This is a genomic window from Moraxella sp. CTOTU46711, assembly GCF_031975715.1.
Lineage (GTDB): Bacteria > Pseudomonadota > Gammaproteobacteria > Pseudomonadales > Moraxellaceae > Faucicola.
Map to the genome: position 1 here is coordinate 316,701 of NZ_DALYMP010000001.1, position 12,927 is coordinate 329,627.

General features: G+C 42.7%; 12 protein-coding genes. 7 read left to right on the plus strand and 5 right to left on the minus strand.

Going from position 1 to position 12,927, the window contains the following annotated elements:
- Positions 1 to 6 precede the first annotated feature (6 nt).
- Positions 7 to 1,014, plus strand: a complete 1,008-nt coding sequence (locus tag RTJ53_RS01405; RefSeq protein ID WP_409418125.1) for a TerC family protein — start codon at positions 7 to 9, stop codon at positions 1,012 to 1,014.
- A gap of 62 nt (positions 1,015 to 1,076) precedes the next feature.
- Here RTJ53_RS01405 and RTJ53_RS01410 read toward each other — a convergent pair whose 3' ends face one another.
- From RTJ53_RS01410 to RTJ53_RS01420, 3 genes are all read right to left on the minus strand, one after another.
- Positions 1,077 to 2,009: a manganese-dependent inorganic pyrophosphatase gene (locus RTJ53_RS01410; protein ID WP_312275520.1), complete on the minus strand. Its 933-nt coding sequence runs from the start codon at positions 2,007 to 2,009 to the stop codon at positions 1,077 to 1,079.
- Between the two features lie 139 nt (positions 2,010 to 2,148).
- A complete protein-coding gene (locus tag RTJ53_RS01415) occupies positions 2,149 to 3,333 on the minus strand; it encodes an aspartate aminotransferase family protein (protein WP_312275521.1) in 1,185 nt (394 codons plus the stop codon).
- A gap of 65 nt (positions 3,334 to 3,398) precedes the next feature.
- Complete coding sequence (locus tag RTJ53_RS01420) at positions 3,399 to 3,611, minus strand: DNA gyrase inhibitor YacG (protein ID WP_312275912.1); 213 nt, start codon at positions 3,609 to 3,611, stop codon at positions 3,399 to 3,401.
- A 91-nt stretch (positions 3,612 to 3,702) separates the two neighbouring features.
- Between RTJ53_RS01420 and RTJ53_RS01425 the strand changes: the two genes are divergently transcribed.
- Complete coding sequence (locus RTJ53_RS01425; RefSeq protein WP_312275522.1) at positions 3,703 to 4,341, plus strand: methyltransferase domain-containing protein; 639 nt, start codon at positions 3,703 to 3,705, stop codon at positions 4,339 to 4,341.
- Here the strand turns inward: RTJ53_RS01425 and RTJ53_RS01430 are convergent.
- The gene (locus RTJ53_RS01430; protein ID WP_312275523.1) at positions 4,338 to 5,282 is read right to left on the minus strand and encodes an RDD family protein; all 945 of its coding nucleotides are present in this window, start codon (positions 5,280 to 5,282) and stop codon (positions 4,338 to 4,340) included. The genes RTJ53_RS01425 and RTJ53_RS01430 overlap by 4 nt on opposite strands.
- A gap of 342 nt (positions 5,283 to 5,624) precedes the next feature.
- Here RTJ53_RS01430 and RTJ53_RS01435 point away from each other — a divergent pair, with 342 nt between their 5' ends.
- The 4 genes from RTJ53_RS01435 to RTJ53_RS01450 all read left to right on the plus strand — a co-directional run bounded on the left by RTJ53_RS01435 (position 5,625) and on the right by RTJ53_RS01450 (position 10,178).
- The gene (locus RTJ53_RS01435) at positions 5,625 to 6,542 is read left to right on the plus strand and encodes a DUF3025 domain-containing protein (RefSeq protein ID WP_312275524.1); all 918 of its coding nucleotides are present in this window, start codon (positions 5,625 to 5,627) and stop codon (positions 6,540 to 6,542) included.
- Positions 6,543 to 6,758: 216 nt separating this feature from the next.
- Complete coding sequence (locus RTJ53_RS01440; protein ID WP_007117325.1) at positions 6,759 to 7,043, plus strand: hypothetical protein; 285 nt, start codon at positions 6,759 to 6,761, stop codon at positions 7,041 to 7,043.
- 208 nt (positions 7,044 to 7,251) lie between these two features.
- On the plus strand, positions 7,252 to 9,138 hold the full coding sequence (mnmG, locus tag RTJ53_RS01445; RefSeq protein ID WP_201666268.1) for a tRNA uridine-5-carboxymethylaminomethyl(34) synthesis enzyme MnmG: 1,887 nt from the start codon (positions 7,252 to 7,254) through the stop codon (positions 9,136 to 9,138).
- A gap of 83 nt (positions 9,139 to 9,221) precedes the next feature.
- Positions 9,222 to 10,178, plus strand: a complete 957-nt coding sequence (locus RTJ53_RS01450) for an AEC family transporter (RefSeq protein ID WP_312275525.1) — start codon at positions 9,222 to 9,224, stop codon at positions 10,176 to 10,178.
- A gap of 36 nt (positions 10,179 to 10,214) precedes the next feature.
- On the opposite strand, the gene RTJ53_RS01455 is transcribed toward RTJ53_RS01450, so the two are convergent.
- Positions 10,215 to 12,251: an Lnb N-terminal periplasmic domain-containing protein gene (locus RTJ53_RS01455; protein WP_312275526.1), complete on the minus strand. Its 2,037-nt coding sequence runs from the start codon at positions 12,249 to 12,251 to the stop codon at positions 10,215 to 10,217.
- Positions 12,252 to 12,503: 252 nt separating this feature from the next.
- Between RTJ53_RS01455 and RTJ53_RS01460 the strand changes: the two genes are divergently transcribed.
- Entirely contained in the window at positions 12,504 to 12,794 is a 291-nt protein-coding gene (locus RTJ53_RS01460; protein WP_312275527.1) for a YeaC family protein, read from the plus strand.
- The last annotated feature ends 133 nt before the right edge of the window (positions 12,795 to 12,927 follow it).

Below are 12,927 nucleotides of genomic sequence, written 5' to 3' on the forward strand. Positions count from 1 at the left end.
GCGATAATGTTACTTGCAGCAGTAAATCAAATGACAGAACCCATGAGCATTGGCAGTCCCATGCTATATGCCGTGTTCTTTGCTATCGTAGCGATACTATTATTGGTTGATTTTTTTACTTTTAAAACCCCAAAAAATGGTGAAGCGGTTTCGATGAAACAGGCGGGTATTTGGAGTGCCATTTGGGTGGGCGTGTCTGTGCTGTTTGCAGGCGGTCTATGGTGGTATCTATCACAAAATTTTGGCGGCGCTATCGCCACACAAAAAGTAGGGGAGTTTTTTACAGGATATTTACTGGAAAAATCGCTCGCCATTGATAACGTCTTTGTATGGTTGATGATTTTTGCGGCGTTTGCGGTGTCGCCTGCGATGCAACGGAAGATTTTACTTTACGGGGTGATTGGTGCGATTGTCATGCGTACGGTGATGATTTTTGCAGGGGCTTGGCTTGTCACGGAGTTTAGCTGGATTTTATATATTTTTGGCGCATTTTTGCTGTACACGGGTGTAAAAATGTGGCAAAACCACGATGAGCAAGAAGACCCGAAGCAGTCAGGCTTATATAAGTTTTTACAAAAACATCTGAAAATCAGCGATGACAGCCATGATGCATCAGGTCAAGAGCGGTTTGTGTTGGTGAAAAATGACGTTAAATATTTTACCCCGTTAGCGGTGGTGCTTATCTTGGTTGAATTGTCGGATGTGATTTTTGCGGTGGATTCAATTCCTGCAATTTTTGCGGTCACTACCGACCCGTTTATTGTATTGACGGCAAACTTGCTGGCTATTTTGGGTCTACGGGCGATGTTCTTCTTGTTATCGGGTTTGGCGGATAAATTCCATTTATTGCCTTATGCGCTTAGTGTCATCTTGGTGTTTATTGGCGCCAAAATGCTGCTGCTTGATGTGTTCCATGTGCCGATGGCTATCTCGTTAGGCTTTATTGCCGCCGTGCTAACAGTGACAGCGATTTTATCGGTAAAGTTTCCGAATTTGGGTAAAGTTGAAGCATAAAAAATATTTTTGAATAAAAAAAGGGCTAACAATTTAGCCCTTTTTTGTGAATTAAAAACTGACTATTGGGCATAAAATGCTTCTAAAGTAGGCACAAATTGTTTTTTTCGGCTGACCAAGTTACCCAAATCAAGCAATTTATCATTGAGTCTGGTATCAAATGCTTGCTCAATGATTTCATTTTGTGCATCGTTGCTACCAACCGCCCAAGATTGCTGTTTTAAAATATCAACAATAATAACTAGCATATAATCCAAGCCATCTCTTTGGCGGATTAGTTCACTGGCTTGTTGGATGCCCTCAATGCGCGACAACACCACATCAGGTTTAACAGTTTCGATACTAGCGATTGCCCATTTTTTATTTGAGAAAATAAACTGTTTATAATCGGTAGTGACTAACGCATCATCCGTTAAGTCGCTGATATTGCTTTTTGCATCGAATAATTGATTGGCAAAGCTGTTTGTATCGTGAATCCCTGCAAGGTGGATGACTGCTTGTAACGCTTGCTTGTCACTGTCTGTAGTGGTAGGACCTGTCAGATTAAGCGTATCAGAAATGATTGCACCTGCCATCAATGTCGCCATTTGCTGAGAAATCAGCAAATTCTTTTCCATAAACATATGGTATAAAATGGTGCTGGTAGAGCCGACAGGTTCAAATCGAATATAGGCAGGTTCGGCAGTGGTCAAATCACCAAGTTTATGATGGTCGACAAGGTAACAAATATGGGCGTCTGCTAGATTGGCAATCGATTGCTGGCTTTCGTTATGATCGACTAAAGCAGCGAGTTGGTCAGGTTCAAGATGGGTGAGTAATTCTGGTAATCGGACTTTAGCAAGTTCAATTAAAAATTTAGTTTCTTGATTGATATCATCTAAGCGGTAACTTTTGGCATCTATACCTTGTTGATTGAGCCAATAGGTCATGACAATGGCGGATACGATAGCATCGGTATCTGGTTTTTTGTGCCCAAAAACAGCAATGGTTGTCATAAAATTACCCCAATATAAAACACAGCTATTATATCATCTTGTCAAAATCAAACGGTTGACTGGCAAGTTTGCGATGAAAAAGCCGATATTGACTAATCGGCTAACTTTACTATTAAGTGCACCATTAAGTGCAAAAAAACTACATGGCTGATTGGATAAGGTGAATGAGGCGCTCACCGATTTGGACGGTTTCATCGGCACTCATGTTGAGCGGTGGCAATAAACGAATGGCATTACCGCCTGCCACATTGATGATTAGATGATGATTGTCACGCGCTTTATCGACCAAGGTATCAAATGCAATGCCGCGATCCTGTGGCATTACCACCCCTAGCATCATACCTTTTCCGCGTACAGTAACCCCTTCGCTACCCAGCCCGCTGGTGATTTGCTCAATCAACGCTGCGCTATTGCTTAAGGTAGTTGCCATCATATTTTCATCATCAATGACATCAATCACTTCGCTAACCACACGGCAAGCAAACGGCGTACCACCATACGTTGAGCCGTGTGAGCCATAACTAAAAATATCATTGGCTTTTGCCGTGGTCATGCAAGCCCCCACAGGAAAGCCATTCCCCAATCCTTTTGCTGTGGTCAAAATATCAGGTTTGATGGATGAATATTGATAAGCGAAATATTGCCCCGTCCGACCATTACCCGTTTGCACTTCATCTAAAATCATTAGTAAGTCATGGTCATCACAAACTTTACGAACTTGGGTTAAAAAATCAAAGTCATTGTTAGCAGTATTAACGCCACTTTCACCTTGGATAGGCTCAAGCATCACAGCGCAAACATTGTCGTTATCGGCAATCGCTTGGCTAATCGCTTCAATATCCCCAAAAGGCACGCGAATAAAATCATCATCTAAGGTAAAAAATCCAGCTCTAGCCATCGGATTTGCGGTGGCGGATACGGTCAATAGGGTACGTCCATGAAACGATTTTTCCATCACAATCACTTTGGCTTGGGTTTGCCCACGATTTGATGCAAACAGTCGCGCCATTTTTAATGCCGCTTCATTGGCCTCGGCACCGCTATTGGCAAAAAATACTTTATCCATGCCTGCGACTTGGCATAACTTTTCACCCGCGCGCTCTTGCCAATCAATACCAAAAAGATTGCTGGTATGCACAAGCGTTGCTGCTTGATCGGCAATCGCGGCAGTGATACGCGGATGACAATGCCCCAGTCCACAGACAGCAATCCCTGTTAACGCATCCAAATACGGCGTTCCGTCATCGGTATAAAGATAACTTCCTTGACCTTTGACAAAGCTAATGGGCTGGCGTTTATAGGTGGGAAGTAAATAAGAGCTCATGGGGATTCCTTTAATCATAGTCAGCAAATCATAGCTAGCGCAATCACTAACCAATCAAATCTACGTTATTTAAAAGCGTCTAATTCGTCACTAAACGGGGTGTCTTCTGCACCGACTTTATAGTCCTCATTCGCCCATGCGCCTAAGTCAATGAGCTTACAGCGTGGACTGCAAAATGGCTTGGTGGGATTATCTGCCCAAACGGTGGGTTTGCCGCAGCGGGGACAGGGGTAAGTTTTGACAGGTGCATTTGATGGGGTGTGCTCGGTTTTAGACATAAACAAAAGGTATTCTGAAAAATGGTGTATCGGATTATTTGCCATAGTATACTATAAATCCTTTTTTTTTGGGCGAATCAAGCGACTGTTCATGCTAAGTCATCAATTTACCAGACCGTTTCAACCCGATCGTATCCGTCATCCCAGAGATTTTCAGCCACTTGCCGCAACATTTTGGCAGCAACCCGCCATTTTTCTTGAAATCGGTGCAGGGAAAGGCAAGCATGCCTTGAGTTTTGCCAGCGATAATGGCAATGCCCATCTCATCGCGATTGAACGTACGGCAGAAAAATATCAAGCCATGCAAAAAATGGCGAATCAAGCGCAGTTGTCTAATTTAACCACTATTCATGCCGATGCCATTGCTTGGGTCACCCATGGTGTGCCTGCCCAAAGTTTATCAGGGGTGTTTATTCTTTATCCCAATCCAGAGCCGCATAATCCCAATCAACGCTGGCTTAACATGCCGTTTTTTGAGTGGTTATTATCTCGGTTAAAACCAAATGGTGAGCTTATACTTGCCAGTAATATTGAAAGTTATATTGATGAAGCCGAGCATAAAGCACAGACGGTTTGGCAAGTACCGGTGGAGAAAACCCAAGTACCCAGTCATAGTGAACGCACGCATTTTGAGGTGAAATACCTAGCGCGTGGCGAGGCGTGTTGGCAATTGACCATAAAAAAACCGCATGGTTATACCACACGGTTTGATGATTTTAATTCACTTTAGTCAGGTTTTAACGCAAGGGGCGTGGTTTGGGTGTCATCGGCACGTACCACATAAGTTTTGGCGATTTTATCATGGAGGCTTAATCGCTCTTTGCTGGTGAGCATCATGACCAAATCAACAACTAACACAACCAAACCAAAAATCGATAAAGAGTAAGCCAATGTGGTGAATAACCCACGCATAATGATTAAGTTAAAAAATCTAGGAATGGCATTGGATTGGCGATCCAAAATACGTATGCCCATTATCATCTTACCGATAGTCTGACCACGGCGCATCAATAATAGGACTTGCGCAATCATTAAGCCCCATACCAAAATATTGGTCAACAACAATATATGCTCAGGTAACGCTGACATAAGTTCCATCTGCTGGGCAGAGGTCAAGCGGGTTTGTCCTGCTTCTGCCCATTTGAGCAATTTATCAAAATTTGGGCTGTTGTACAGGGAGATGAACAGCGGCGACGACGCCAATACCATGAGCAGGGTATCTACTAATTTTGCTGCGATACGGCTACCGATGCTGGCAAGGTCTAACTGTTTTTTGGCATAGGCAATGTCTTGGTTCGAGTTAAGTTTCTTGGTCAATGTGACCTTGGTAGGGTTAGGGGATTTGTGCGGGTTGTTCGCTGAATACCGATCCCAAACATTCTCAGAGTCTTCTGAAGGGGATGTAGGATTAGGCGTGTTGTTAATAATATAATCTGCTTCGTTAGATGTTAGCTGCCCACGTTGGTGGGTATCGACTGGCAGGCTTTCATCTATCGTTGGACGGTAAAAAAATTGCCCATCTGTCATCGCATTGACTGTGTTCCAGTTATCCATCCCTTGATGCCACATCAAATCAGTGAGTAACACTTGCCCTGTCGCAAGCATTTGATTGAGTTGTTCAAGGGTATAAGGGCCGGCTTGCACATTGTTGCGAGCTAAAAAAATATGCATGTAATAACTCTACTTCTACTGGGTGGTAAAATTTGAATGACTGTATCTTATTATATGATGTTTTGCAACATTGTGCTAAAAATCGCTTATTATGCAAAACAGGTTATACAAGGCATGCTATTCAAAAAATCGCGATATCCTTATGGATTGAGGTCAACAGTATCTAAACCATTAGCTATGATTGGGTGGTAATGATTGGTAGGTGGTAATTATCTATCATAGGGTTAACCAAAAGTGTGCTAATATTTTTGGTCCAGCCTACGCTTATTTTTCTTATTCTTATTCTTATTCTTATTCTTATTCTTATTCTTATTCTTATTCTTACATTGTCAGATTGTATTTATGTCAGCGATTCATCCTACTGCCAGCATTGATTTTGATAAACCTTGGTATCACTATTTGGCTTATTTTCCGAATCTTCCGGAGCTTGACGCAAAACATCCTCATGCAGCACACGGTCATGCGCCCGCTATCAATATTGTTGAAAATTTGAATGCTTGTCTGGATAGATATGAGCATGTAAACGCCAGCCGTATAGCTAATTATGAAAAATTACCCATTCGCTTTGTTGAGCAAGCGTGTCTACCTGAGGGTGAGGCTTATGAGAGTTTTATTGCCAAGACAGGGAAAATTCCAACCCGTGACAATCACCATGATTTGCTTAACGGTTTAATTTGGCTGAATTTTCCGCAGTCCAAAGCGGTATTTAACGAACTGCATGCCAAAGATATTTTGCGACATGGTATTCATAATGCCAGAACAGCGCTGCGTAATGCGTTAACGGTATTTGATGAAAATGGCGGCATTGTGGTGAGTTCAGATAGACTATTGCTTGAACAGTTACAAGCATTTAAATGGCAAGCGGCTTTGGTCACGCATAGAACAAATTGGTTGGGTCAACATCGTACCATTGCCTTTTTTCCATTTGGTCATGCCCTGCTTGAAAAATTGCTTAAGCCAAGAAAAAATATCACCAGTCATACCTTGCTGATTTTAGTAGATGAGGGTTGGTTTGAGCAATCTATAGTGAGTCAGAGAAACCAGCTTGATACCGCAATTGCTAATATGTTTCGACAGCTGGCAATGCCGGATTTGGCGCATAATGCAGTTAATCTATCATCCAAAAACTTTCAGCCTTTACCTGTAATGGGTATCCCAGGCTATAGTGCTGACAATGTGATACCAAAATTTTATCAAGATGAGGCTGTTTTTAGGCGTCCAAGAGCGTTTAGCGCGCCTATTTTTTCATTAAATGACTAATTACACCAGTGAGCAGACAATTTATAACCGTGACTAGAAAGGCGCATGGCAAGTTCATTCAATAAACATTTGAATAGGGGTGGGGTGATTACCCAGTCTATGAATCTTGCTTGATAAAAGCCGGTTAATCCGTTAGCATTAAAGCAATCTCTAGTTCATCCAGTCGCATTTATTGATGAAACTCATAATTACTAATAAAAATATTGGAGCATCGGCATGACCACCAAAGTCGTCAAAATTGATAATAAAGTTCGTATGATTACAGGTAAATTAGCCCCGCATCTTGAAATTCAGTGGGAACATTATACCTTAGCAGAATTGCAATCATTGCTTGAAACGGTGGTTCGTTTTGAAATTGAGCACAACTTTCGTCGTCATAAAGATTATAAAGATAGCAAAGGCGCTAACATTCAAGTGTTTAATGATGCCAACGAACTTAAAGTGACAAGTTTAAAAGATGAGTTACTAATCATCCGCGATAGCCAAATCGATTCACAATAACTATAAATCCGCGAATCAATCGAAATCCAAGCCGAATGACTTGGATTTTTTTATGAATTTGATTTTTTCGTCATGTCGTTGGTGATTGTTGAGGCGAAATTATCACCCTAAATACTCAAAGATTGGCATTGATAAAAAAATAATCGATAGCCATCTAAGCATGGTATAATTGTCAGTTTTTATTGACAAGCGAATGATGGGTGACACGATGAAATACCCTAAAATCTACGACGTAATTGTGATTGGTGGCGGTCATGCTGGCACAGAAGCGGCGCTAGCTGCTGCACGCATGGGTCAGCAGACGCTGTTATTGACGCATAATATTGAAACCTTGGGACAGATGAGCTGTAATCCTGCGATTGGCGGGATTGGCAAGTCGCATTTGGTGCGTGAAGTCGATGCGTTGGGCGGCGCTATGGCGCTTGCAACCGACAAAGCAGGGATTCAGTTTCGTGTGTTAAATAGCCGTAAAGGTGCCGCTGTCCGTGCCACACGCGCCCAAGCAGACCGTATTTTATATAAAGCGGCGATTCGCCATACCTTAGAAAATCAGCCAAACTTGGATATTTTCCAACAAGCGGCGGATGATATTTTGGTTGAAAACGGCAAAGCGGTAGCCGTTGTTACCCAGTCAGGGATTGAATTTGCTTGCGGGGCAGTGGTGTTAACGTCTGGCACTTTTTTAGGTGGCACTATTCATATTGGGTTAGAAAACCACAAAGGTGGACGTGCAGGCGATCCACCTTCTATCCGTTTGGCGGATAGATTGCGTGAGCTCAAGCTGCCGGTTGGACGTCTCAAAACAGGCACGCCACCACGCATTGATGCGCGCACGGTAGATTTTAGTGTCATGACCGTGCAGCCAGGGGATACACCACTGCCCGTTATGTCGTATTTGGGTGATGTGTCCATGCATCCGCGCCAAATCAACTGCTATATCACCCATACCAATGAACGCACCCATGACATTATCCGCAGCGGGCTGGATCGCTCACCCATGTATTCAGGCGTGATTGAAGGCATTGGTCCTCGTTATTGCCCATCGATTGAAGATAAAATTCATCGATTTGCGGATAAAGACAGCCATCAGATTTTTATTGAGCCTGAAGGGTTGACCACCCATGAGCTTTATCCCAATGGGATTTCAACGAGTTTACCATTTGATATTCAGTTGGCTTTAGTCCGCTCGATGAAAGGGCTGGAAAATGCGCACATCTTGCGTCCTGGCTACGCGATTGAATACGATTATTTTGACCCACAAAATCTTAAACCAAGCCTTGAGACCAAATCGATTGATAACCTATTTTTTGCCGGTCAAATCAATGGAACGACAGGGTATGAAGAAGCCGCTGCGCAAGGTATCTTAGCGGGGTTAAATGCCGCACGTCGCACCCAAGGACTAGATGCTTGGACACCGCGCCGCGACCAAGCCTATATCGGTGTGTTGGTAGATGATCTTATCACCCATGGCACTAAAGAGCCATACCGTATGTTTACCAGTCGTGCCGAATACCGTCTGCTGCTGCGTGAAGACAATGCCGATCAACGCTTAACAGAAATTGGGCGTGACTTAGGGCTGGTGGACGATGCGCGCTGGCAAGTGTATAGCGATAAGATGACAGCCATTGAGCAAGAAACCGCACGTTTACGCTCGCTTTGGGCAACGCCTACTAATACGCTGGGTCAATCATTTATCGATAAAACCGGCGAAGTATTGACCAAAGAAAATAACGCGCTTGATTTGTTAAAACGTCCAAACGTGTCATTTGATGATATTAGCGAATTGACCGAATCTCCCGTGTCTGCCGAAGTGGGCGAGCAAATTGAAATTGGTGTCAAATATGCCGGTTATATCGATCGTCAGCAAGTTGAAATCGGTCAGATGAAAAAACTTGAACACACGCTCATTCCAGACGATTTTACTTATCATGATATCTCTGGGCTTTCCAATGAAATCGTGCAAAAACTTGAAAAAGTACGTCCAACGACGCTTGCCCAAGCCAGTCGCATTAGCGGCGTCACGCCAGCTGCGGTACAGCTTTTGGCAATGATGATTAAAAAAAGCAAAAAAGCGCGTGAAGTGCTAAGCTCTTAACTTTAGACCATGCTTGATAAGTCCCATGGTATTGCTATGTGCCATACTTGGGACTTTTTTATTTTCTACTCAAAAAAATTATTATGCTAACAGCTTTCCTCTTTGCGCTAAAAATTACCTTGCCCAATATCTTGCTGATGTTATTGGGGGTGATGATGCAAAAAAAACAAACCATCAACCAATCGTTTGTTGAAATAGCCTCTGATATGGTTTTTAACTATTGCCTGCCATGTTTGCTGTTTTTTAGTATTCTAAAAAGTGACATTCATTTTGCGGAGCAGGTGGATTTGATTAAATCGGGATTGATGGTCACTTTTGGGCTGTTTTTTCTCGGTGAGCTATTTGCCTATTTTTTTGTCAAAGATAGGCGCGATAAAGGTGTGTTTGTGCAAGGCGTCTTTCGCAGTAACATGGCGATTATGGGGCTGGCGACTGTGACTAATGCATACGGTAGCCAAGGCGTGAGTATCGGTGCGGTTTATATGGGTCTTTTAACCATTGTGTATAATGTGTTATCTGTGATTAGCCTAAGCAGAAATGATAACAACAGCCAAGGCGTGGTTAAAAAAGCCATCACCATGACCAAAAAAATCGGGCAAAATCCGTTAATTATTGCGTTGGTATCGGCGTTTGCTTATAAGTTATTGCAGCTGCCGATGCCGCCTGAATTTATCATCAAAACAGGCGAGTTATTGGCGGCGGTAGCATTACCGTTAGCTTTGATTTGTGCAGGTGCGACACTCGATATCAAGTCGATGCTCAATATGACAGGCGTGTCTATGCAGGCTAGCATCGGTCGAATTATCGTGGCGCCTATCACCGCGGTCGTGGTGGGTGTATTGATGCAATTATCACCGATACAAATGGGCGTGATGTTTATTATGGTAACATCGCCCGTTGCTGCTGCCAGTTATGTGATGGCTCGCAGCATGGGCGGCAATGAAATATTAGCGGCCAATATTTTAGGATTTACCACCGTGTTTTCCATGTTTAGTCTAGCCATCGGCATGGCATTATTGCGCCATTTTGGCTTGGCGTAGCACAAAATTGGCTAGGCGTAGATTATTCAAAATAGATTATTCAAAATAGTATAGCCATTTTAGCGCAACTTCATCAACATTATGGAGATTGTCAGACTTTGGCAGCCATTCACGGCTAGCGGTGACCCGAATCGCATTGGTTTGATTGATATCATATTGACTACCAATACTGAATTTGGGCTGCCAATAGCTTTCATTATCACTATCGCCACTTATCCAAAATGGCAGTGTTAATTCCGATATCGCACGCCAATTTGGACGCAATTCTGCATTGCACCCGACATTGACGCCAAGCCCAGCACGATAACCATGGTATAAGCCTTTACCAAACTGGGCTGCAATAGTGCCCAAGCCATAGCAAATATTGGCGGGCATATCGCCTGTGTTTGGGGCAGCGCTACCGATTGCCACGCTTTTACCAAATTCACCGCTGATATTTGCGACCAAATGATTGTCTGTAGCGCTGCGGTCATCTTTGTTGCTACTGCTAGTACCCTTGATACCATCAAAGACTCGCTGTAAGCCAATATTGCCACCCCATGAATTTCCTTTTTTTGCGCTATTAATCGGATGCAATGAACGCACATCAAATAATCCTAGCTGCTCAAGTTGCACGGTATCTTGGTGGTCAGCGTTGTCATGAATGCTAAGACCCATACTCAATGCAGTCAATTGTGAGCCTATGGGATAGCCATCAATTTTATCCAACGCATCACGATATACCATGCGGTAATTTAACGTGATAGCCTGGTTACTATCTACTTTCGGTCGTCCACTGACCCTGTCAAACGACTGCTGGCTGACCCCGATATCAAATCGACTTAAAGGATTAGCCAGTTCAGGATTATCGCGGCTAGGCAATATCTGAGGACTTGACGCTATATCTTGATGGGGATTGTTAAAAGCCTTGGGATGATTCGCCGTGTTGCGGGCATTTAACTGCGCTTGCACAACAGTCGGTGTGGAAGGACTAAAATTGGTAGAGCGAATCAAATTTTCCTGGTTTAACATGCGTACCACTTGGGCAGGGGAAATCATTGGGGAATCAGTCACTAAAAAATTTTTATCGGGAAAAATAGAATTTAGTAACACCAAAATTTCAGAGGCGCAATTATCTGATAACAGATAATAGGGCAAGTTTTGGTCTTTGATTTCCCAAGTTCGATAGGCAAGTTGTTTAACTTGTTTATCGGTGAGATTGAGCTGATATTGCCATACATTGCGCCCATTATCTTGCAAATATTCTTTGATACCTTGCTGATAATTGGTCATGGTAAATTCGCCCGCATTGCCACCAATACTAGATTTGTAAGCAAATTTTAAAAAATGCTCACCGTCGGTGACTTTCGGGGTGAAGTTCAAATAGTATTGATTGCTAAGGTCGGCATTATCAAACCGCAAAAAACTATGGGCAAACGCAGACGGTGGGCTATCTAAATACTCACTGGCAAAAATTAATGAGACGGATTGGGGATTGATTTTTTGTAGCCATGAATCGAGCGTATCACAATGTTGATGGGGTAGGCTTGAGGTGTCGATGGCTAAATTTTCAATGAGCCACTGTGTACGAGCGGGAAAGCGACATTGGACAGAGGCATTATTTTTTTCGCTTGGGTGAAATAACTGTGTAAGGATTTCATCAAGTTCCGCTTGTGGATTTTTGGCACCTTGCGCGCTGGCAAAAAATTGTCGTTGGCTCGCTTGTGGATTAAAACGATTGTTGACCCGACTTTCAAAGGGCTGTTTTGTGGTGACTGTTTCAGGATAATACAACAACCGCAGCCATGCTTTTTGCGCCGCTAAATTTTGCTCATGGGCTGATGTCAATGCCGTTTGCAGTGCTTGGGTAGTGGTAATAGGCGTCGGCGTAGATAGGGCTGTATGTGAAGAAAATTGCTGAGCTGGCGCAGGCGATACATGTGACACAGGCGCTGCTAACGCACAATGTTGGCCAGATATTAGGCTCAATACAAAGACTGCTTTAGCCAACTGCTTTTGATTGAAAGCTGTTTTCTTTTGATTAAAAACACGGGTTACAGCGTGTTGATGATAGCTGTATTTGAGAGAGTTCATAGGGGTGCTCTATTTTATAAGGTAAAGTTTTATAAGATAAGTTTTCACAACTTTTGATAAGCAAAGCATATAATATCTGTGTGCAAATTAACATTGCCCAATTTGTAATCACATCATTGTAGGCAGCTATGCTCATATGAGACGACTTGCCAAATAGATTTTATCCACTTAATTTGCTATAATTTTTTAATTATTTAGCAAAATTTTTTTAAACTATTGTGATTTATTGAAGGGTATAAGGACAATTCAGTCATGGATAAACAAGCGATATTATCAGCGTTAACGCCTGAAATTGTTGAAAAATTTCGTCAAGCGATTTCGCTTGGCAAATGGGAAGATGGTCGAAAGTTGACGGATGAACAGCGTCAAACTTGTATGCAAGCGGTGATGGTGTGGGAGCATGAATTTTTGGGCGTCGAAGAGCGCACTGGCTATATTCATCGTCCAAAAAAAGCGGCAGAAGACTGTGATATCGGTCATGATCATCACTACCCAAATAAACCGCAAAATGAGGACGGTGAAAAACCGATTAAATTTAGTTAGGCGATAAAAAAGGCGAGTGCATTATCTCGCCTTTTTTACACTATTTTTTTAAGTAATTATTTATCAATTATTTGAATACTTAAGTACTTAGGTATAAGTACTTAAGTATAGGTACTTAGTATTAGTTACTTGA